The 20,287-nt window shown below is 67.1% G+C and carries 22 protein-coding genes; 16 read left to right on the forward strand and 6 right to left on the reverse strand.

What is annotated here, in order from left to right; genetic code table 11:
• The first annotated feature begins 48 nt into the window (after positions 1-48).
• A complete protein-coding gene (locus tag DMC61_RS09515; protein ID WP_125688537.1) occupies positions 49-726 on the forward strand; it encodes an MBL fold metallo-hydrolase in 678 nt (225 codons plus the stop codon).
• A gap of 177 nt (positions 727-903) precedes the next feature.
• On the opposite strand, the gene DMC61_RS09520 is transcribed toward DMC61_RS09515, so the two are convergent.
• From DMC61_RS09520 to DMC61_RS09535, 4 genes are all read right to left on the reverse strand, one after another.
• Positions 904-1,308 carry a type II toxin-antitoxin system VapC family toxin gene (locus tag DMC61_RS09520; RefSeq protein WP_233594739.1) on the reverse strand — a complete coding sequence of 135 codons (405 nt, stop codon included), beginning with the start codon at positions 1,306-1,308 and terminating at the stop codon, positions 904-906.
• A complete protein-coding gene (locus DMC61_RS09525; protein ID WP_125688539.1) occupies positions 1,301-1,579 on the reverse strand; it encodes a type II toxin-antitoxin system Phd/YefM family antitoxin in 279 nt (92 codons plus the stop codon). Before DMC61_RS09525 ends, DMC61_RS09520 begins: the two co-directional genes overlap by 8 nt.
• Positions 1,580-1,612: 33 nt before the next feature.
• Positions 1,613-1,960 (reverse strand): hypothetical protein, encoded by a 348-nt coding sequence (locus DMC61_RS09530; RefSeq protein ID WP_125688541.1) that lies wholly within the window; start codon positions 1,958-1,960, stop codon positions 1,613-1,615.
• A 258-nt stretch (positions 1,961-2,218) separates the two neighbouring features.
• Complete coding sequence (locus tag DMC61_RS09535) at positions 2,219-3,403, reverse strand: hypothetical protein (RefSeq protein WP_125688543.1); 1,185 nt, start codon at positions 3,401-3,403, stop codon at positions 2,219-2,221.
• Between the two features lie 188 nt (positions 3,404-3,591).
• On the opposite strand from DMC61_RS09535, the gene DMC61_RS41380 reads away from it, so the two are divergent.
• From DMC61_RS41380 to DMC61_RS09570, 8 genes are all read left to right on the forward strand, one after another.
• The gene (locus tag DMC61_RS41380) at positions 3,592-3,765 is read left to right on the forward strand and encodes a hypothetical protein (RefSeq protein WP_199749947.1); all 174 of its coding nucleotides are present in this window, start codon (positions 3,592-3,594) and stop codon (positions 3,763-3,765) included.
• A gap of 32 nt (positions 3,766-3,797) precedes the next feature.
• A complete protein-coding gene (locus DMC61_RS09540; protein ID WP_125688545.1) occupies positions 3,798-4,817 on the forward strand; it encodes a DUF6734 family protein in 1,020 nt (339 codons plus the stop codon).
• A 79-nt stretch (positions 4,818-4,896) separates the two neighbouring features.
• Entirely contained in the window at positions 4,897-5,391 is a 495-nt protein-coding gene (locus DMC61_RS09545) for a hypothetical protein (RefSeq protein WP_125688547.1), read from the forward strand.
• Between the two features lie 190 nt (positions 5,392-5,581).
• Positions 5,582-6,295, forward strand: a complete 714-nt coding sequence (locus DMC61_RS09550) for a HEAT repeat domain-containing protein (RefSeq protein ID WP_125688549.1) — start codon at positions 5,582-5,584, stop codon at positions 6,293-6,295.
• A gap of 38 nt (positions 6,296-6,333) precedes the next feature.
• Complete coding sequence (locus DMC61_RS09555; protein WP_016335439.1) at positions 6,334-7,020, forward strand: hypothetical protein; 687 nt, start codon at positions 6,334-6,336, stop codon at positions 7,018-7,020.
• A 158-nt stretch (positions 7,021-7,178) separates the two neighbouring features.
• On the forward strand, positions 7,179-10,079 hold the full coding sequence (locus DMC61_RS09560; protein WP_125688551.1) for an alpha-L-fucosidase: 2,901 nt from the start codon (positions 7,179-7,181) through the stop codon (positions 10,077-10,079).
• Between the two features lie 46 nt (positions 10,080-10,125).
• The gene (locus DMC61_RS09565; protein WP_125688553.1) at positions 10,126-10,929 is read left to right on the forward strand and encodes a MerR family transcriptional regulator; all 804 of its coding nucleotides are present in this window, start codon (positions 10,126-10,128) and stop codon (positions 10,927-10,929) included.
• On the forward strand, positions 10,926-11,921 hold the full coding sequence (locus tag DMC61_RS09570; RefSeq protein ID WP_125688556.1) for a BtrH N-terminal domain-containing protein: 996 nt from the start codon (positions 10,926-10,928) through the stop codon (positions 11,919-11,921). Before DMC61_RS09565 ends, DMC61_RS09570 begins: the two co-directional genes overlap by 4 nt.
• On the opposite strand, the gene DMC61_RS09575 is transcribed toward DMC61_RS09570, so the two are convergent.
• Both DMC61_RS09575 and DMC61_RS09580 read right to left on the reverse strand, forming a co-directional pair.
• Positions 11,903-12,700, reverse strand: coding sequence for a DUF1684 domain-containing protein (locus tag DMC61_RS09575; protein WP_125688558.1), 798 nt, complete (start codon positions 12,698-12,700; stop codon positions 11,903-11,905). The genes DMC61_RS09570 and DMC61_RS09575 overlap by 19 nt on opposite strands.
• A 64-nt stretch (positions 12,701-12,764) precedes the next feature.
• A complete protein-coding gene (locus DMC61_RS09580; protein WP_125688560.1) occupies positions 12,765-13,079 on the reverse strand; it encodes an antibiotic biosynthesis monooxygenase in 315 nt (104 codons plus the stop codon).
• 216 nt (positions 13,080-13,295) lie between these two features.
• Here DMC61_RS09580 and DMC61_RS09585 point away from each other — a divergent pair, with 216 nt between their 5' ends.
• The 7 genes from DMC61_RS09585 (at position 13,296) to DMC61_RS09615 (ending at position 20,285) form a co-directional block, all read left to right on the forward strand.
• On the forward strand, positions 13,296-14,549 hold the full coding sequence (locus tag DMC61_RS09585; protein ID WP_125688562.1) for an HNH endonuclease signature motif containing protein: 1,254 nt from the start codon (positions 13,296-13,298) through the stop codon (positions 14,547-14,549).
• A 336-nt stretch (positions 14,550-14,885) separates the two neighbouring features.
• Positions 14,886-15,431: a hypothetical protein gene (locus DMC61_RS09590; protein ID WP_233594740.1), complete on the forward strand. Its 546-nt coding sequence runs from the start codon at positions 14,886-14,888 to the stop codon at positions 15,429-15,431.
• Positions 15,432-15,487: 56 nt separating this feature from the next.
• On the forward strand, positions 15,488-15,691 hold the full coding sequence (locus DMC61_RS09595; protein WP_038511380.1) for a DNA-binding protein: 204 nt from the start codon (positions 15,488-15,490) through the stop codon (positions 15,689-15,691).
• A gap of 73 nt (positions 15,692-15,764) precedes the next feature.
• Positions 15,765-16,142, forward strand: a complete 378-nt coding sequence (locus DMC61_RS09600; RefSeq protein WP_125688564.1) for a DUF1801 domain-containing protein — start codon at positions 15,765-15,767, stop codon at positions 16,140-16,142.
• A 19-nt stretch (positions 16,143-16,161) separates the two neighbouring features.
• A complete protein-coding gene (locus DMC61_RS09605) occupies positions 16,162-16,548 on the forward strand; it encodes a YchJ family protein (RefSeq protein ID WP_125689392.1) in 387 nt (128 codons plus the stop codon).
• A gap of 122 nt (positions 16,549-16,670) precedes the next feature.
• Entirely contained in the window at positions 16,671-19,760 is a 3,090-nt protein-coding gene (locus DMC61_RS09610; protein WP_199749948.1) for a CBM35 domain-containing protein, read from the forward strand.
• Between the two features lie 120 nt (positions 19,761-19,880).
• Entirely contained in the window at positions 19,881-20,285 is a 405-nt protein-coding gene (locus DMC61_RS09615) for a helix-turn-helix transcriptional regulator (protein ID WP_199749084.1), read from the forward strand.
• Positions 20,286-20,287 lie beyond the last annotated feature (2 nt).

Genomic DNA, 20,287 nt, shown 5'->3' on the forward strand with positions numbered 1-20,287 from the left:
GCCTGTGCGGGTGGAACCGATTGCAGGCGGACGACTACCGTGTGCGGCGTGAACATCGTCGAGACCTACACCGGGCATGTCGACCCCGGCGGCGACGCCGCCCGACGCACCCTGGACGCGCTCACCATCACGAAGCTGTCGGTCGGCCCGATGGACAACAACGCGTATCTGCTCGTCTGCCGCGCCGAGAACGAGGCGCTGCTGATCGACGCCGCGAACGACCCGGAACGGATCTCCGACCTCATCGGCCACGGCCCCGACAGGCCCGCGCTGAGGACCGTCGTGACCACACACCAGCACCAGGACCACTGGCAGGCCCTCGGCGCCGTCGCCGGCGCGAACGGCGCGAACACCGCCGCCCACCCGCTGGACGCCGAGCCGCTGCCGATCCCGCCGGACTTCCTCGTCGAACACGGCGACACGCTCAAGGTCGGGCAGATCACGCTCGAGGTGATCCACCTGCGCGGCCACACCCCCGGCTCCATCGCGCTGCTGTACCGGGACCCGAACGGGCACCCGCACCTGTTCACCGGCGACTCGCTGTTCCCCGGCGGTGTCGGGAAGACCGGGTCGCCTTCGGATTTCACGTCGCTGCTGGACGATGTCGAGACGCGGATCTTCGGCGAGCTGCCGGACGAGACCTGGTTCTACCCGGGGCACGGGGACGACTCGACGCTGGGTGAGCAGCGGGGGCAGCTGGCGGAGTGGCGCGAACGCGGCTGGTGAACTGACGAGAGCAGTCTGAACGAACAGGGTCGTCGGAGAAACCGGCGACCCTGTTCTGTATCCGCGAATGGGCTGGCAGCTGTCCCGACGAGAATCTGCGACCGGAAGTAATTCCATCGGCTCGCACGCGGACGATCCAACGCCAGGTTTCCCACTGCCCGCGCGGACCTGAGCAGTTCAGATGGCGACGACCTCGACCATGCCGCCCAGACCCTTGAAGTCGTCTTCATTGCGAGTGTAGAGCGGCAGTTCCCGCGAGGACGCGATCGCGGCGATCATCAGATCCATCCGCCGGGGCTTCGGATCCCGGTTCGCCGCGAGAACCAGCGCGACCAACGTTCCATAACGGGCGGCCGCGTCGCCATCGAACGGCAAGGGGGCGAAGTCGACGATCGCGGCACCGAGTTTCTCAGTGCGCGCAGCGCGGACCGCGGGATCCTTCGCCATCGCCACCCCTTGATGGAGCTCAGCCATGGTGATCGCCGTGAGTTCCGGCATGCGAGGCAAAGCCGAGGGCTCGAGCAGGCCAAGGTCGATGTAAGTACAGGTGTCGAGCACACCTGCCTCGTGCCGCTCAGCCACGACCGCGCTCCCACACGTCGCCGGAATCGACACGATCTTCGGTGCCGAAGAACTCGTCAGCCTCTTGCCGCATTTGGGCCGCCGTGACCGTGGGCAACCCTCGATGCTTTTGGACGAGTTCCTCGGCGGTCAGGCGCCGCCTACGAGATATCGGCCGCAGCTCAGCTACTTCGACCCCGTTACGAGTGACGTGGTAGACCTCGCCGGCCTCGACGGCATCCATGACGGCAGCGGAGTTGTTGCGAAACTCGCGCTGAGTGATCACCTTCATGACAGCAAGTGTAGCCACATGTAGCGCACCGAGCTACACGCAACCTCTGCCAGCCTCGGTCGCGGCAGGATCGTGGATCCAGCAGAGCTCCCCGGTCGCCGGTATCTCTCCCAAGGTTTTGATCTCGCAGGCCAGCCGCCCGAGGATCTCGCTCTTCGACCCCGACCACGCCACGAAGCAGGGTTCCCCGTCGACCAGATCGCCGGGCACCGCACCCCGGTCGATCAGCGTCCCGACCACGGACAGCAGCGCGGCGGTCATCTCGGCGAAGGTCGCGCCTCGCCCCGCCTTCATCTCCGCCACGACGACCACGACCGAAAGGCCGACGCAGCCTTCCCGTGCGTACTTGAGCAGAGGCTCCAGATCCTCTTCATCAGACATGTCCGACTCCCCGAACCGTAGGCGCTCCAGGGAAAAGCCACCGCCACCCTAGTGGGAGTGGATCTCCACGCCGAGCACACCCCGTTACGAACTGTCACCCTCAGTGCCGATAGGTTGCGCCGCGTACGCAAGGCACCAAGGGAGGTTTCGATGACGATCCATGGCGACGACGGCAAGGGCAGCGGCGGCGGCAACACCGGCAATTAGCCACCAGCGGCCGGAGCGGGCCACATCGATCGCGTATGCGGCCCGCTTCGATCAGGGCTGGGGCCAGCGAAAAGCGATGCCATACTCCTCCCGCGGGTGACAAGGTCCCAGAAACGTGTGCTCGACGACGCCTCGCCGAATTTCGAGCAGACGCCGATCACCGACGGGCGGCCGGACCAGGCGCTCGTAGTCGGTCTGCTCCGCATACCACCAGCAGGCCTCCGGAACGCAGTCGTCGAACGTGATGCTGATGCTCAGACCGCCGGTCACCTTGCCCTCGCCATCGACGACACCCGGCGCGATCCCGTGATGGTCGACGTCGACATTGATCCAATACCGTTCCTCGTCTGGATCGTCTTCGCATGCGAGCGAGATGAACTCGTGCCGCTCCCCTTTGCGCAGCGGTTTCGGGAAACGAAGATCCACGATCATCGGGTCCCCCGGCTGGGCACCCGGCGAAGTCTCGACATGGCAACCGAAGATCGCTTTGACGGGAATGGACGCCAGATCGCCGGTCCACCCCGTCAATGCCCGCGCCATATAGCCACCCACTCCGTCCTCGCGAGCGACCACGTTTCTCACCGTCAGCCTCCGATGGGCTGTCCTGCGCCGCATTTCCACGGCCACCAGCAGACGCTCCAGGAACACCGGCTGCGCCCCGCCCGAGGGTGTCCGGCCACCGGATGCCCGCGGCTCCGGCGAGGTGGCCCGAGCGATCTCCACATAAGGCCGCCAGGCCTCGCCATCGACCGCGAGTATCGCGAGATCCCTTGCCAGGCAAGGGGCCAGCTTGTCGCTCACCGCCCGCCTCCAGGCCTTGTGCATCGGCGTCGTCGTGGTCGGCGGCGGATCCCCGAACACGCCGCGCAGGTCCCTCAATTGACCGAAACGGTCGTCCAGGGTCGCCTTCCATTCCCGCTCCCCCGTCCGGAACGCGGCGCACAAAGTGTTGCGGCGCCGGGACTCGGCGGTCGATCCGATCTTCGCGATCTCGTCGAGGATCAATCCCCAGACCGCGAGAGCCCGTACTTCCGGGGCGGCCGTGCTCATCGAAGCGGTCGGCCGGACCAGGCAACCGAGCACAGCGGCCGATTCGCTCGCCGGGTCTTCGATCGCGTACCGCAGGAACCTGAGCGGCCGGCCGTCCTTACGGACCGCGAGCCAGCGCAGCGCGGCCTCGACCGCGGCGACCGGAGGCATGCCGTCGAGACACTCTCCCTCCAGCTGGATTGTCACTACGCCCTCCGTGAATCATGGCGATGATCGACAATTCCCGACGCGGCGGGAAAACGGCCGACGATCAGAGAGCCCACCCTCGACGACAAGAAACTCCTCCTGACCGTGAAAGATCAGAACCGGCGAAGGTTTCGCCGGTCGTCGCGCCCTACGGTGTACTAGTACACCACACGCGGAGGGTTCGACAAATGGCCAAGAAAGCCTCTGACAACGAGCACGACGTAATCGTGAAGCTGCTCAAGGCTTCACTCGCCGGCGTGGGAGGGCTCTATCTGGTCACCGGATCCTTCGTCGTGACGACTCTCGGCACGGCAACCGCGGTGGCCGTGCTCTACCTCAGCGGATTCCGCCGCAGCCGGTAACGTTCGATCACTTCGGCCCGAACCACTCCGCGATGCCGTACTACGGATACGACCCCGGCACAGCGGTCGCCATCGGCGGCCGCCTGCTCGCGCCCGGGATCCCCCGGCACGCCGGATACGGCGAGGTCGTCGAGCCGGGCTGGCATCCCCCACCGGTCCGCGTGGTCCGCCCGGGTGACCGGGCCACACACCCTATCCGCCGCGCTGTCTGGTCGTTCTGGAGTACTCCGTACCGGCGGCGGCACGGAAGACACTGGCCCAGCGACTTCTTCCACGCGCTGTCGTGGATCCTGTCGTTCCGCCTCGCGTCGCGCCTCTTCCCCGCGACCGCGTTGGTGACCGACGACTGGGGGTACGAACTGCTCGTCGCCCGGCTCAGGCTGCCCTTCGACGACGTTTCCCTGTCGCTGAACGGACTCGCCGGGCAGCACCCGTCCTGGTGGGCGCTCGGGAAGTTGCACGCGTACCGGGAGCAGCGCGAACCGTTCCTGCACATCGACAACGACGTGTTCCTCTGGCCGGGCTTCCCCGCGGACGGGCTCGACGGGGAGATCGTCGCGCAGAATCCCGAGCACGCACCGGCTTCCGACGCCGGCTACTACCGGCCGTCGGCCGTCGCCGCGGCGATCCGGAGCACCGGCGGCTTCCTGCCGGAGGAATTCCGCGACTACACCGGGGAAGCCGCGTTGTGCACCGGAATCGTCGGCGGTACGGCGGTTCCCCTTCTCCGCCGCTACGCCGATCTCGCCATCCGCATGGTGGAGTCGGCCGAGAATCGGACGGCCTGGCAACGGCTCGCGCCGCTGGAGGACTACAACCTCGTTGTCGAGCAGTACCTTCTCGGCGCGCTGTGCTGGGGCGACGACACCGTCGACGTGCAGTGCGTCTTCGGCTCCCAGGACGAAGGTTATCGGGAGGAAGACCGGGGATTCACGCATCTCATCGCCTCCGCGAAAAGCGATCTCCGTTACCTGCATTCGCTCGCACGGCAAGTGAAAAACCATTTTCCCGGCGACTTCGAGATCGCTCGACGACTATACGGCGATCGGTAACGATAAGGCGAAGAATACCAACCGCCCCGGCGAACCGGACGTCTTTCCGGAACCAACTCTCCGGCAGGAGGTCATCGCCATGGCCATCAACCTCCGGCGCGCGCTCGGAGCGCTCGCCGCCACCTCCATCATGCTGACCGGCGCCATCGTCGCGGCCGCGCCCGCTTCCGTCGCGGCACCGGCGATCCCCACCATGACGGGGATCCGCACCGGTCAGAACACCGGGTTCGACCGGGTCGTGCTCGACCTGACCGCCGGCCCGGCACCCGCCGCCCGGTACGACCTCGTCGACGAGCTGATCGCCGACGGCTCGGGCGAAATCGTCTGGCTGACCGGGGAATTCTTCATCGCGGTCACCGCTACCCCGGCCGCCGCGCACGACGACGCCGGGAATCCCACCTATCCCGGTCCGCAGAAGTTCCGGACCAGGAACCTGCGCAACGTGATGGCCGTCGCGGTCACCGGCGACTACGAAGGCACCTTGTCCATCGGTCTCGGCGTCCGGTCGAGGACGGCGGTCACCGTGTTCACGCTGACCTCGCCGAACCGCGTCGTCATCGACGTCCGTCATTGACCACGAGCGGGAATCCGTGAAGACTTTTCGCCTGCCGTCGCATTTTCGGTGAGCAAAATCCTTTTCGGATTCCCGCGGTGAAAATCCCGCTCTGCCCCAACGGGCGATTTTTCGGAAAACCAGGTATCTGCCGCCGGGGATCGCGTTCCTTCCTTCCGTCAGCATCACCGCCGCTGCGAAGGAGAACCTCATGCCGACCCCACGCAATCCCGACACCCCGTCCTTGGGCCCGGGTGGCGACAACCTCGAAGCGGGCCCTGGCAGTTCGGGCCTGGGAAGCTTCTCGAACAGCGAAATCGGCGAACTGGTCACCCAGGCCGCCGAAACCATGGCCGCTTCCGGCGAGGACGCCGAGCGCAATTACCAGCGAAGCCTCGATCGGCTTCGCGAGCGCGCGGACGACGTCGTCCCGGCGCTCGGTGCGCAGTACGACGCCCTGTCCGAGGAGCAGTACCTCGAACGCTGGGGCCTGGTCCAGCTGCTCACCGACCTCCGGCACGCGGCCGCCGTCCCGGCGCTCGAAAACGTGCTGCGCCAGCCGATCCCGCCGGAGCGTTCCGACGACCCCGCACACGGGATCAGCACCGTCGGCGAAGAGGTGATCATCCGCACCACCGCCGTGGAAGCGTTGGCGCGCTTGGCATCCGCCGGGGACAGCGCGGCGAAGGAGCTGCTGTTGCGGCAGGTCCGGCACGAGGTGTTCACGGTGCGGCGCGCGGCGGTACAGGCCATCGCCGAGACCGGGGACACCGAGCTCACCGCCCGCGTGCGCGAGGAGCTCAGCGGCACCGAGGACGAGCGTCTGCTGAACATCCGGCGGGTCGACGTCCGCGGTGTCCCGCAGGCCGTCGGCGGCCGGTACGTGAAGGACTCGCGGACCGACGACGTGCCGCCGCCCTCCTGAACCAGAACGAATTCCTTACTACAGACAGGTGATCTCCGATGGCCACTTGCAGCTACACCGTGCCGGACAAGAACGTGACCGGGGACAATTTCTACGGTGCCTCGATCTGCAATCAGACCTACATCGACTATTTCTGGAACACCTACGGCTTCTCGGGCAACAAGGAGTACTGGGACGACGGCTTCGGCTGGGAAGACGCGTGCAACACCGACAAGCCGCTGGCCCGGACGTTCAACGCGTGCTACCTCCTGACCTATTCGGCCCAGGACTACGAGAACGACGCCTATTCCGGGGCGATGCTGAACTGGGCACGCCGCTACGTCCGCGACAACTGCGACGACCTCCGCTCGCTGTGCGGTGACGGCAGTGCCATCGCGCGCTCGTTCAAGGGGGCGTTCGTCGACGACCGGATCGAGTTGTACCTGGGTTTCTGGTACTCCAAGGACGTTCCCGGCCGCGCCGAGACGCTGATCCACGAATCGCGCCATCAGGGCGGGAAGCCGCACAACGCGAACTTCCCGGCGGGGTCGGTGTTCGGCGCCGGCAAGAGCGGTGCCGACTCCACCTGGGGTTACGAGGGCGCCTGGATGTACGGCGCGCTGTACCTCTGGTGGTTCTACGCCCAGGGCGCCCGCACGACGTCGGCGCTGCGTGAACGGGCCCGCCAGCGCGGGAACCTCGTGATCGACAACGCCTTCGCGACCCATCCGGGCTTCAACATCTGAATCACGTCCGGCAAGGCCCTCTCGTACTGCAGACGAGAGGGCCTTTTCGCGGAATACCTCGGATGACTGCACTCGTGTACCGCTCATCGGGGCTTGACCACTGCGATTTCTGCCGTAATCATCGGATCTCTCGGTAACCATGCCCCGGATGAGAGCGGATGGTCATGAGAGTTCACCGCACTGCCTGGCTCGCCCTGGTCCTAGCCCTGCTGGCGGGCCTGCTCACCACGACTCCGGCGAGCGCGGAAGTGCACCATCCTCGCCAGAAGTGGCTGCGCGAGGCCACCGCGGGGCTCTTCCTCCACTGGGGCATGTTCACCGCGCCACGCCAGACCGACTGCGCCGCTTGGGAACGCGCCGTCACCGAAGGCGGCTGGAGCGCGGACTACTGGGTGGACGAGGCCCGCAAGCTCGGCGCCTCCTACATCGTGCTGGCCACCTTCCACAGCAGGCTGGGCTACGCGCGACCATGGCCGTCGGCGATCCCGGGCAGTTGCTCCACCCGTCGCGACCTCCTCGGCGAACTAGTCAAGGCAGGCAACGCGAAGGGCGTCCGGACGATCCTCTACATGACCGACGATCCCCAGTGGCACAAGGAGACCGGCGTCGAGTCGCTGGACTCCGCCGCGTACTCCGCCTACAAGGGCAAGCAGGTCGACCTCACCACCCGCCCGGGCTTCGGCGAGTACAGCTACGACCTCTTCCACGAGGTCATGGACCGCTATGCGGACCTCGCCGGATTCTGGATCGACAACGACAACGAGTACTGGGAAAAGAACAAGCTCTACGAACAGATCCGCGAGAAGCGCCCGTCCTGGTTGCTGAGCAACAACAACGAGGACACCCCGATCATGGACACGGTCAGCAACGAGCAGAAGACCGGTATCACCCCGTCGTACGACTATCCGCAGGCCGCCTTCACCCCGATGCCGAGGCTCACCGAGGCCGACTACAAACTGCCGACCAACGGTGGCTGGTGGTACGACGGCACCGATCAGGCGGTCGATTTCCGGCTGTCCACCGGGCGCTACATCGCCAACGCGGGTTCGTCGATGAAGTCGCTGATGGCCGAAACCCCGATGGTGAACGGGAAGTTCCCGCCACAGCAGGAGGCGTACAACAACTTCATGGCGAGCTGGGTGCCCCCGATCAAGACCTCCCTGCAGGGCAAGGAGGGCGGCGGGTACATGTACGGAGGGATGCAACCCGGGTTCTGGAACGACGGCGCGCACGGCGTCATCACCGTCGAGCCCGGCGCCGGAACGCAGTACCTCCACGTCGTCACCCGGCCGCGCACCGACCTGCTCCGCTTGCGCGACAACGGCTACAAGGTGACCAGGGTGTCGGACGTGCGCACGGGGAAGCAGCTGCGGTTCAGCCAATCCGGCGGCTATCTGACCATTGTGGACATCAAGGACTGGGACACCTACGACACGGTGTTCAAGGTGGAGACGGCCGGGCAGCGGGGCTTCCACGACTCCCGCACGATCAAGGCGACCGCTTCGTCCGCACGCGAAGGACATCCGGCGTCGAACCTCGTCGACGGGAACTTCGAGAACTACTGGGACGCCGACGGCAAGCAGCCGGTCTCGGTGACCTTGGACCTCGGCAGGCGGCGGACCGCGGCGTACCTCGCGGTGAATCAGCGCGAGATGTCGCCGACCCACGCCCGCGAATCGTTCGGCAGGCCGGAGGACTCGGCCCGGATCAAGGACTATCGCCTCTACGTCAGCGACGACGGGCGGAACTGGGGTCAGCCGGTCCGCACCGGCGCGATGCCGAGCGCCCGCGGCGTGCAGTTCATCGACTTCGGCGAACGGCAGACCCGGTTCATCAAACTCGAGGTGCTGAACACCTGGTCGGGACCGCAGGCGAAACCCTTCTACCGGCAGTTGGCCATCGACGAGATCAAGGTGGCGTACGGCTACCCGAGTTCGGTTCTGGGCGCACAGGGTCCGTTGGAGGCCGAGTCCTCCCGCAACGATCACGACGGCCGCGCCCGCCTGGGCCACTGCTCGTCCTGCTCCGGATCGTTCCAGGTCACCGGCCTCGGCGGCGGTCCGCGCAACTCGGTTACCTTTCCGGCCGTGATGGCCGCCGAAGCCGGGAGCCACCGCCTTCAGTTCGACACCACGGGCGGGCCCGCGACCTCGGTGGCGGTGAGCGTCAACGGCGGTGCCCCCGTGGAGACCGCGATCGACGCTGGAACGCCGGGAGTCGTGGCGTCGACGGCGATCCCCGTCGCGCTGAACGCCGGCGCCAACAGCGTCAAGGTGTTCAGCGACGCACGCTCGGGGCCGGGCCTCGACCGGATCGCGATCGCTCCCCTGCCGCCGTCGTCCTACACGCCGAAGACGACTCTGACCGTCGAACCCGGTGGCATCCAATGGCTCGTGCCTGGACAGCAGTCCTTGCAGGTGACGGCGAAGCTCCGGCTCGATGCCGATGACGCGATCGGGAAGGTCTCCCTGGCACCGGCCGTCCCGGCGGGCTGGACCCTGCGGGGTGTCCCTGCCACGGCGGAGTCCATGCGCGTCGGGGATGAGCTGGAAGCCTCCTGGACGCTCGTCTCCCCCGAAGGCGTCACCGCGGCCGACATCCCGGTCACCGCGTCGTTCGACCTGCTCGGACGGTCGATAACGGTGAGTAAACCGGTCCGGGTGAGTCCACGACCGGCGGACCGGGTCTTCATGCGGGAGGCCGAAGACTCGGCGAACGACGTCGGCGACGCGGGCGTCACGAACTGCGGCGTGTGCTCGGGTGGCCAGAAGGTGCGCAACATCGGCGGCGACCCGGGTTCGTTCGTGCGCTTCGACGGCGTCACCGTGCCCGAGACCAGGCGATACACCCTCTACATCGACTTCACCGTCAACGGTCCGCGCTCGTACTTCGTCACGGTCAACGGCGGTACGCCGATCGAGGTGAAGGTCGACGGTGCCGGCAACAACACCCGGCTCACGACGTCCTTGCCGGTCGAACTGAAGGCGGGGACGAACGCGATCGAACTGGGCAACGACCACGCGTCCGCGCCGGATCTCGATCGGCTGTCACTGGGGTGAGGTACCGGCTTGACCCTCTCCCGGGGAGAGGGTTCAGGCTGGTCCCATGACGACCTTGATGCCGATCGGCGTGTTCGCGCACGCCACCAGGCTGTCGGTCCGCGCGCTGCGGAACTACGACCGGATCGGGCTGCTGGTGCCCGCCGTCACCGACCCCGGCACCGGGTACCGCCGGTATTCGCTCGACCAGTTCGCCCGCGCCGGGTTGATCCGGCGGCTCCGGGAGCTGGAAGTGCCGCTGGCGGAGATCGCCGGAATCCTGGACGCGGGCGACCCGCACGAGGTGAAGGCGGCGATCAAACGGCATCACGACCGGGTGGCGGCGCGGGCCGCGGAACTCGCGGCGATCAGCGACGAACTCGACTCCGTGCTCGCCGAACCGACGCGATGGCTGCACGTTTACGAGCGCGTGCGCGCACCGCAGCAGATCGCCCGTCTGTCGATCCGGGCTCCGCTGAGCGGCCTGGCGGAGCTGATCGGGCCCGCGTACACGCGGCTGTTCGCGGCGCTCGACGTGCAGGGGATCAGGCCGTCCGGACCGCCCGGGACCCGTTACCTCGCCACCGATCCCGACGAGTTGACGGCCGAATTGTTCGTGCCCGTGGACGAACCGGTGCGGGACGACGGCGACATCGGCGCCGCCGAGCTTCCCGGTGGCCTGCTGGTGGCGACGATTCACGAGGGTGGCTACGAGAACGTCGAGACCGCGTACCGGTCACTCGGCCGCTGGATCGCCGAACGCGACCGCGTCCCCGCTGGGCCCGCCGAGGAGTTGTACCTGGTGGCACCCGGACCGACGGTCGCCCCCGAGGCGTACCGCACCGAAATCGCCTGGCCGGTGGCCTCGTGATCCTCGACGGAATCAAGAAGACGGGCGGGGAGCACTGCGAGACCAGCACACTCGACGTCCTCCTGCGGCACGCCGGGATCGAGCTTTCCGAGCCGATGCTGTTCGGCCTCGGCGAAGGCCTGGGCTTCGTCTACTGGGACGGGAAGAACCTGCCGTTCCCCTTCCTCGGCGGGCGCGCCAAACCCGCCGAGATCACGCGGAAGCTGACCGACCGGCTCGGGCTCACCTTGCGGGTCAAGGAGACGTCGTCGGTGCGCACGGCGTGGCGCAACGTGGCCGAGGAAATCGGTGCCGGGACGCCGGCCGGTCTGCAACTCGACTCTTACCACCTGGAGTACTTCACCTCGAAGGTCCACTTTGGAGGGCACTTCGTCGCCTTGTACGGCTATGACGGCGAGCGGGCCTTCGTCGTCGATACGGCCCAGCAGGGTGGCTCGGTCTCGACATCCTTGGAGAGCCTGGAACGCGCCCGCGCGGAGAAGGGCCCGATGACCGCGAAGAACCGTTCGTTCACCATCACCGTGGATGGTCCTCTCGTACCGCTTCCCGACGCCATCCGGACCGCGGTACGGGCCAACGCGGCGGAGTTTCTCAACCCGCCCATCGCGAACCTCGGATATCGCGGCATCGGTAAGACCGCCGTCCAGGTGCGGAAATGGCTGGACCGCACCGACGATCCGGCTCGCGACCTGCCGCAGGCCGCGAGCCTGATGGAACGGGCGGGCACCGGCGGCGCGCTCTTCCGCCGGATCTACCGCGACTTCCTCGAAGAGTGCACGACTCTTGTCGATGACGCCGGTCTCCATGCCGCGTACGAGAAGTACCGCGAGATCACTCCACTGTGGACCGAGGTCGCGGGCTTGTTCACCCAGGCAGGGGAAACCGGCGACGCCCGACCGCTGAACGACGCGTCCGCCGTCCTGTCCGAGCTGGCCCAGCGCGAACAGGAGGCGATGACGGCGCTCGCGACGGTTCAGCGTGTACGTTCGTAGGGCAGCTTCTCCCCCGCTTCCACCGCGAACGGCAGATCGTTGCCCGCCGGCGGCAACGGGCAGGTGGCGAAATCGGTGAACGCGCACGGCAGATTCGTCGCGCGGGTGAAGTCGAGGACGACCGATCCGTCCTGGGCGGGCTCGGGTACCGCGAACGACCGGTTCGCCGCGTACGTGGTGACACCGCTCGTGGCGTCGGTGAACAGGATGAGCAGGCCGTCTTTCTTGCCGTTGAAGGCGGTGAGCGTGTGCTCTGTGCCGTCGTGCTCGAAGCGCACGATGCCCGGGGAGACGTAAACGTGGCTGAGCCCTTCGACGACCGCTCCGACCGTCGTCGGCCGCGGTTCGTCGAAGGGCTCGAAGGTCCCGGACAGCACCCATGCCTCGTCGGGCTCGTACGCCGGGACACCGCGGAAAGCGTTGAGCACCGGCGCCTTCGGGTCGTGGGTCCGGATCAGATACCCGCCACGACGCGCCACCTCGATCTCGATGTCACCGGCGACGACCCGGGTGGTCGCGCCGCTGTTGACCAGCTCGAAGCGGCGGACACCGGTGACGCGTTCGCCGTCGTGCGAGAGGTCCGCGCCCTGCGGGTCGAGGTACGCCGCGTCGGCGTCCTGCCACCACAACCCGGGCAGGCCCTCGTACGCGCGTGGCTTGTCCTCCAGCCAGTCGAGCGAGACCAGGGCGAGCCAGCCGAGCGGATCGGCGAGATCGCGCTCACGCTGGGTCTTCCAGTCCTGCCAGTCGCGTGTGAACGTGTCGAGGCTTGTGCTCATCGCCGATCCCTTCCGTGACCTTGCTCGTTCTCCCTGGTCAACGGACTGGCGGCGGCGATATTTCCTATCCCGGTATGTGGTCGCCCGTGACGCCTTCCTCGGCGGAGACCAGCTCGGTGATCGGCGCGAAGAAGGCCTTGATCCCCGGCAGGTTCGCGCCCTTCTCCCTGGACGCCGCGAAGTCCTCGGAGGAACGCCACCACACGACGTCGAGCCAGGTCTCCTCGTCGACCCGGATCAGCTGGGCGTCGAGGAACCCCTCCCGGTCGGCCCGGAAGTCGGCGACCATCGCGGGGCGGGCCTGGAGCAGTTCGTCCGCGCGGTCGGCGGGGACCTTGAAGCGGGTCAGTTCCACTGTCGTCGTGGTGCCTGTCGTCATGGTGTGGATGTTAGGTGACCGCTGTTCGGGTTCGGCCGGTTACTCGCTTCGCGCGCTTGGTCGACTCACCGGATGCATTTAGTCGGCTAAATGCGGTGCGCTTTCTTTGCGTGGCCTCCGCGTGGGGCGATATCACCCTTCAGTGTTGTTGGCGCGTTTCGCTTGTTGCTTAAAATTACGAACACATGTTCGGTGATTTCGCGGTATTATTGAGGGGTGTCCGAGACCTTCCTCCCCGAGTTGCCGCAGGAGCTGTGGCGCGCCGGCAAGCTGGAGCTTGCCCATGGCGTGCAGCAGTCGTTGCAGGTGATTCGGATAGCGACCGCTTGTTTGGGACGGTTTCTGGCGGAGATCGAGTCTCGTGGCGTCAAAGACTTGTACGGGCATGGCAGTACGGCCAGCTGGTTCGCGGAGATGGCGGGGTTGTCGCGCGGCGAAGCGGGCGCGGTAGTGAAGCGGGCTCTCGCCCTGAACTCCACCCGGGCCTTGGACGGCACCGAGGTTCCGCCTGTCGCTCCTGCCACTGCTGCGGTTGCCGCTCAGGGACTGGTCAGTGACGAGCGGATCGACCAGATCCTGGACATTTTGAAGCGGCTCCCGGCCGACACCTCGGCTGAGGATCGGGCGGTCGCGGAGAAGATCCTGGCCGAACTGGCCCCGAACGCCGGCCCCCACCAGTTCGTCGAGGCCGAGGCGAAACTGCTGGGCTGGCTGGATCCGGACGGCAACGAACCCAAAGACCCTGAACCCAAGGAACCACGTCGGGAAATCACCCTGGAACGCCGCAAAGACGGCTTCTGGAAGCTGACCGGCCTGCTCGACGACGAGACCGGTGCCCGGACCGCCGCCGCTTTGGAGGCGCATGCCCAGCCCCGGCCGGTCGACGAGTTCGGCCAGGCGGATCTGCGGATGAAGTGCGAGCGCATGGGGGACGCCTGGGCCGAGCTCCTGGATCTGGCCATCGCCTGCCCCGATCAGCCCGGCACCAGCGGCTACCGAACCTTGGTGCACGTCACCGTCGGACTCGAGGAGTTGAAGTCCGGTCTCGGAACAGCGTGCCTGGATTTCGTGGGGACGATGACCGCCCGCGAAGCCCGACTCGCCGCCTGCGACTGCCTCATGCTGCCGGTCGTAATGGGCACCTCGGGCGAGCCACTGGATATGGGGCGCCTGAGACGGTTCGTCACACCCGGCCAGAGACGCGCGTTGAACATCCGGGACGGTGGCTGCGCGTTCCCCGGCTGTCATCGGAAACCCAAGAACTGCCACGCTCACCACATTCACCACTGGGCAGACGGCGGACCCACCGACCTCCGAAACCTCGTGCTGCTCTGCGGCTTCCACCACCGGCTGATCCACCACGGCGACTGGGAAGTACGGATGGCCGCCGACGGACTACCAGAGTTCATTCCACCCCAGTACAGGGATCCGCTCCGAAAACCGCGGCGCAACACCCTGCATCACGCCTGAACACCGAGGAGCCCGCCAGCCACCCAGGCGACGGGCCCCTCGTCATGCCCGCAGTCGCTGGCTATATCCGGCCGTTCAGGCACACCCGGACCGAGAACCAACGCCATCATCGCGCCCGGAACTGTTCGGCACCGGCGAAAACCTCACGTCCGGCTGCGCCATTCGGGCGTATTCGCGCATTACCACTCGGCTCTCCCGCCAAGCCCGGAGCAAGATCGTCCATTCCGGACTTGGGAGGGGACGGAACTCATCATGGTGAATCAACCGCGCGGCCCGGACGGCCGGTGGATCAAATACAAGTACGGCGCGGGCGCGCTGGTCGCGACGGGAGTGGTCGTGGCCGCCACCAACGGGATCGGCGGAGGCGCCACCGCCTCCCTCGATTCCGCCGCGAGCCAAGCCCTCAAAGGCAAGAGCTCCAGCAAGAAATCCGCACAAAAGGGCCGCCATTCCGAAGCCTGGCAACGCATGGGCTGGCGCCAAATCAAAAAGCAGGCCAAGCGGGAACTCGAATGCGGGCCACATTCCTTCGGCGAGGTCCAGCGTTTCTTCCTGCGCCACCCTTGCGTCGATCTCGACCGCATGCTGGTCACCGTCGACGACGGCGCAGGCAACACCATCGACGTCTCCGTCGCGTGGGTGAAGATGCCGACGGCGAGCCGAGCGAGCGATCTGAAACGGCTCATCGACAAGGACGGCACCGGCAACGTCATCCTCTTCGGCGAGGCCCCGCCGGGTAGCCGCTTCACCGGGAAGAACTACGACTCCCGTCTGGCCAAAAAGCTTGTCGTGATCGCCGAATCCGCTCCCGCGGGTGGACGGCCGAGCGAAACGACGCTCGAGACCGCGGTCGAAGTCGCCGTCGAGTTCCCCTCACCTTGACCACCGGCGATCCACAATGGAGGCGACCAGGACCGGCCACTGACCGAAGAGGACCCATGGACGAACAGACCGACCTGCCGTCCGGCATCGGCAAACCGGCGACCCGCGCCTTCACCGGCGCCGGCTACACCCGGCTGGAGCACTTCACCCGCGCCACCGAAGCCGAGCTCGCGAGCCTGCACGGCGTCGGCCCCAAAGCGCTCCGCATCATCCGCGAAGCCCTGGAAACGCGAGGTCAGACGTTCAAACCCACCGACTAATTTTTTTGTCTTGACAACTAGACCCTTCGGAGGGTTTGCTGAGCGCAGCACACCGACCGAAGGGATCCAAGTCATGGCCAAGTTCGCGAACGTCGACGACTACATCGCCGCGCTGCCCGAGAACCTGCGCGAGGTCGCCGTCGCGCTGCGCCCGATCGTCAACGCCGCCCTGCCCGGCTCCATCGAGGCGATGTACCACGCCTCCCCCACCTGGAGCGCCGGCGAAGCCGTCGGCAAGAACCTCGTCTGCCTGATGAAGGCGTACTCGTCGTATGTCACGTTCGCCCTCTGGAAGGGGCAGCACGTCGACGACGAGTCCGGCAGGCTGGAGCCGAGCGCGCGGGAGATGGCGCACGTCAAGCTGCGCTCGGTCGACGACATCGACGCCGGCCTGTTCACCGGGTGGCTCAAGCAGGCCCGAGACCTCGAAACCACCGCGACGGCGCGATGACACAATCGGCGGCGTGCCTGTGATCACCGACGATTCCCGTTGCCCCTGCGGTCTCGGCGAGCCCTACGGCGTCTGCTGCGGCCGCTTCCACCGGGGCGCCGCGACCGCGCCGACCGCCGAGCTCCTGATGCGGTCGCGGTTCAGCGCGTTCGCCGTCGGCGACACCGCGTACCTCACGAAGACCTGGCATCCGAAGACGCGGCCGGCCGATCTCGAACTCGACCCCGGGCAGCGCTGGACGTTCCTGGAGATCCTCGGCAAGACCGGCGGCGGGCTACTGGAGAACGAGGGCACCGTGGAGTTCCGGGCCCACTACCGCCAGGATCGCCGGGCGGACAGCATGCACGAGAACAGCCACTTCGTCCGCGTCGACGGGCAGTGGATCTACGTGGCGCCCGTCGGCTGAGTCCGGCGCAAGGGTCTGTTCTCCGCGCCACGGGGCGGCTACTATCTCCCCCAACATTGTTAGGGAACTTTCTTAACGATTTCCGCCCAGGTCCGCCGCCGTGTGCCCGAGGAGGCGCGCTCGTGAGTTTTCGGCAGAACAGAACCCGGATCCCGTTACTGGCCTTGACCGTCACCGCGCTGGCCGCCGCGGTCTGCGGGGTGACCACCGCCCCCGCCGCCACCGGCGCGGAAGTGGCCGTCCCGCTGTCCGTCGGTGTCGCGGGCAGCGCCACCCCGATCCCCGGCTTCGTGATCCAGTCTTCGGCACAGGTCAGCGATGATTCGGCGGTGTCGAAGCCGGGCTTCCCCACCGCCGGCTGGTACCCGGTGTCGTCGCGTTCGACGGTCTACGCCGGATTGCTGCAGAACGGCAAGTACGCCGACCCGTTCTATTCGACGAACATGAAGAACGTCCCGACCGCGCAGTTCTCGGTGCCGTGGTGGTACCGCACGGACCTGAACGTCGAGGACACCTCGAAGCGCACATACCTCGACTTCAGCGGCGTGCTCTCCAAGGCCGACGTCTGGGTCAACGGCGTCCGGATCGCGACGAAGGACCAGGTCAACGGCGCCTACACCCGCCACGACCTCGACATCACCGAGCACGTGCGCCAGGGCGTCAACAGCGTCGCGTTCAAGGTCTACCCGAACGACCCCAACAACGACCTCTCGATGGGCTGGATCGACTGGGCGCAGACCCCGCCGGACCAGAACATGGGCATCGTGCGCGACGTCCTCGTCCGGCGCGGCGGCCCGGTCGCGCTGCGCAGCGCCCACGTCGTCCAGAAGCTGAACTCCGCGCTCGACCACGCCGACCTCACGGTGAAGGCCGACGTCCGCAACGACTCGGCCGCCGCGGTGCAGACCACCGTCGCCGGCACCGTCGCGGGCAAGCCGGTCAGCCAGACCGTCTCGCTGGCCGCTAAGGAGCGCAAGACCGTCACCTTCGGAGTCGTCGGCCTCGACAAGCCGAACCTGTGGTGGCCCGCCGGGATGGGCGGCCAGCACCGGTACGAACTCGACCTGACCGCGAGTGTCGGCGGCACGCCGTCGGACAGCTCGAAGTCGAAGTTCGGCGTCCGCGACGTCAAGGCGCCGCTGAACTCCAGCGGCGGACGGCAGTACAGCGTCAACGGCAAGCCGCTGCTGATCCGCGGCGGCGGCTACACGCCGGACCTGTTCCTGCGCTGGAACGAGACCGCGGCGGCCGACAAGCTCAAGTACGTGCTGAACCTCGGGCTCAACACGGTCCGGCTGGAAGGCCACATCGAGCCGGACGAGTTCTTCGACCTCGCCGACGACCTCGGCGTGCTGACCATGCCCGGCTGGGAATGCTGCGACAAATGGGAAGGCCACGTCAACGGCGAGGAGAAGGGCGAGCCGTGGGTCGAGTCGGACTACCCGATCGCCAAGGCGTCGATGTTCTCCGAGGCCGAACGCCTGCGTGACCACCCGAGTGTCATCTCCTTCCACATCGGCAGCGACTTCGCGCCGGACCAGCGGATCGAGCAGGGCTACCTCGACGCGATGAAGGCCGCCGACTTCACCCTCCCGGTGATCCCGTCGGCGTCGAAGCGGCCGTCCCCGATCACGGGCGCGTCCGGGATGAAGATGAACGGCCCGTACGACTACGTCCCGCCGGTCTACTGGTACGACAAGTCGCAAAAGGACCGTGGCGGCGCGTGGAGCTTCAACTCCGAGACCAGCGCGGGTGTCGACATCCCGACGATGGACACGCTGAAGCGGATGATGTCGGCCAGTGAGCTGGAAACGATGTGGAAGGACCCGTCGGCGCCCCAGTACCACCGCTCTTCGTCGACGACGTTCGCGAACCTGAAGCTGTTCGCCAACGCGCTGACCAAGCGCTACGGCGCGCCCGCCGACCTGAACGACTTCGTGCGGAAGGCGCAGCTCGCGCAGTACGAGAACGTCCGCGCCGAGTTCGAGTCGCACTCGCGCAACTACACCGACTCGACCAACCCGTCGACCGGGTTGATCTACTGGATGCTCAACAGCCCGTGGACCTCGCTGCACTGGCAGCTGTTCGACGCCTACATGGACCAGAACGGCGCCTACTACGGGGCGAAGAAGGCCAACGAGCCGCTGCACATCCAGTACTCGCACGACAACCGGTCGGTCGTGGTGATCAACCAGACGTCGAACGCGGTGAGCGGGCTGACGGCGACCACGAAGCTGTACAACCTCGACGGCACCGAGAAGTACAGCAACACCAAGACCGGGCTGTCGGTCGGCGCGCTGGGCGCCAAGGCCACCGCGGTCACCGTCCCGGCGGTGAGCGGGCTGTCGAACACCTACCTGGCGAAGCTCGTGCTCACCGACTCGTCCGGCAAGGAGGTCAGCCGGAACGTGTACTGGCTCTCCACCAAGGCCGACACGCTGAACTGGGGCGGCAGCGACTGGTACTACACGCCGCAGTCGGGCTACGCCGATCTGACCGGGCTGAAGAGCCTCGGCCAGTCCGCCGTCAGCGCGACGGCGAAGTCGGTGGCCGGCGCCGACGGCACCACCACGACCACCGTGACGCTGAAGAACACCTCGGGCGGCAAGCTCCCGGCGTTCTACGTCGATTCGAAGGTCGTGGACGCCGCGGGCAAGCCGGTGCTGCCGGTGGAGTGGAACGACAACGCGGTGAGCCTCTGGCCGGGTGAAACGACCACACTGACCGCGAAGTACCGCACGGCCGATCTCAAGGGCTCCAAGCCTTCGGTGCGGGTCTCGGGCTGGAACACCGGGACGCAGACCGTTCCGGCCGACGGCTCCGGCCCGGCCACCCCGGTCGACTACCAGGCGGAGGACGCCACGATCGGCCAGGGCGCGGTGGAGTCCAACCACGCCGGGTTCACCGGCACCGGGTTCGTCAACTACGACAACGTGGCGGGCAGCTCGGTCGAGTGGACGGTGAACGTGCCCGCCGCGGGCACCTACGACGTCGTCGTCCGGTACGCCAACGGCACGACGTCGAACCGGCCGCTCGACTTCTCCGTCAACGGTTCGATCAGCGCGTCCGGCGTCGGCTTCGGCGGCACCGGCGCCTGGCCGAACTGGACGACGAGAACCGTCAAGGTGACGTTGGCGGCGGGAGTGAACAAGATCAAGGCCGTCGCCACCACGGCGAACGGCGGTCCCAACGTCGACAAGATCACGCTCTAGCCCGGGAGTCGCCTGAGAGGGCCCCCTTCGCCGCCCGGCGAAGGGGGCCTTTCGGCGTCCGGCGTGGGTTACGCTTTCCGGGTGACCGGCAAACCCGACCCGCGCCTGCGGGACCTCGCGATGCTGCGCCGCGTCCGCGACCGGATCGATCGCGACTACGCGCAGCCCCTGGACGTCGAAGCGCTGGCGCGCGGCGTGCACGTCTCCGCCGGGCATCTGAGCCGCGAGTTCCGGGCCGCGTACGGCGAGTCGCCCTACAGCTACCTGATGACCCGCCGGATCGAGCGGGCCATGATGCTGCTGCGGCGCGGGGACATGTCGGTCACCGAGGTCTGCTTCGACGTCGGTTTCTCGTCGCTGGGCACGTTCAGCACGCGCTTCTCCGAACTGGTCGGCGTCTCGCCGAGCGTGTACCGCAAGCAGGCCGCGGAAGACGGCCGGGGCATGCCCGGCTGCGTCGTCAAACAGGTCATGCGACCGATCAGGAATCGAGAAGCGACTCCGCCGCGCGCCGACCTACCTTGAGT

This window comes from Amycolatopsis sp. WAC 04169, assembly GCF_003947535.1.
GTDB classification, from domain to species: domain Bacteria; phylum Actinomycetota; class Actinomycetes; order Mycobacteriales; family Pseudonocardiaceae; genus Amycolatopsis; species Amycolatopsis keratiniphila.

Bases quoted from the DNA above. Each gene is read 5' to 3' on its own strand.
- DMC61_RS09525 (WP_125688539.1), bottom strand. From the start codon at position 1,579: ATGAAGGTGATCACTCAGCGCGAGTTTCGCAACAACTCCGCTGCCGTC.
- DMC61_RS09530 (WP_125688541.1), bottom strand. From the start codon at position 1,960: ATGTCTGATGAAGAGGATCTGGAGCCTCTGCTCAAGTACGCACGGGAA.
- DMC61_RS41380 (WP_199749947.1), top strand. From the start codon at position 3,592: ATGGCCAAGAAAGCCTCTGACAACGAGCACGACGTAATCGTGAAGCTG.
- DMC61_RS09540 (WP_125688545.1), top strand. From the start codon at position 3,798: ATGCCGTACTACGGATACGACCCCGGCACAGCGGTCGCCATCGGCGGC.
- DMC61_RS09545 (WP_125688547.1), top strand. From the start codon at position 4,897: ATGGCCATCAACCTCCGGCGCGCGCTCGGAGCGCTCGCCGCCACCTCC.
- DMC61_RS09550 (WP_125688549.1), top strand. From the start codon at position 5,582: ATGCCGACCCCACGCAATCCCGACACCCCGTCCTTGGGCCCGGGTGGC.
- DMC61_RS09555 (WP_016335439.1), top strand. From the start codon at position 6,334: ATGGCCACTTGCAGCTACACCGTGCCGGACAAGAACGTGACCGGGGAC.
- DMC61_RS09560 (WP_125688551.1), top strand. From the start codon at position 7,179: ATGGTCATGAGAGTTCACCGCACTGCCTGGCTCGCCCTGGTCCTAGCC.
- DMC61_RS09565 (WP_125688553.1), top strand. From the start codon at position 10,126: ATGACGACCTTGATGCCGATCGGCGTGTTCGCGCACGCCACCAGGCTG.
- DMC61_RS09575 (WP_125688558.1), bottom strand. From the start codon at position 12,700: ATGAGCACAAGCCTCGACACGTTCACACGCGACTGGCAGGACTGGAAG.
- DMC61_RS09580 (WP_125688560.1), bottom strand. From the start codon at position 13,079: ATGACGACAGGCACCACGACGACAGTGGAACTGACCCGCTTCAAGGTC.
- DMC61_RS09595 (WP_038511380.1), top strand. From the start codon at position 15,488: ATGGACGAACAGACCGACCTGCCGTCCGGCATCGGCAAACCGGCGACC.
- DMC61_RS09600 (WP_125688564.1), top strand. From the start codon at position 15,765: ATGGCCAAGTTCGCGAACGTCGACGACTACATCGCCGCGCTGCCCGAG.
- DMC61_RS09615 (WP_199749084.1), top strand. From the start codon at position 19,881: ATGCTGCGCCGCGTCCGCGACCGGATCGATCGCGACTACGCGCAGCCC.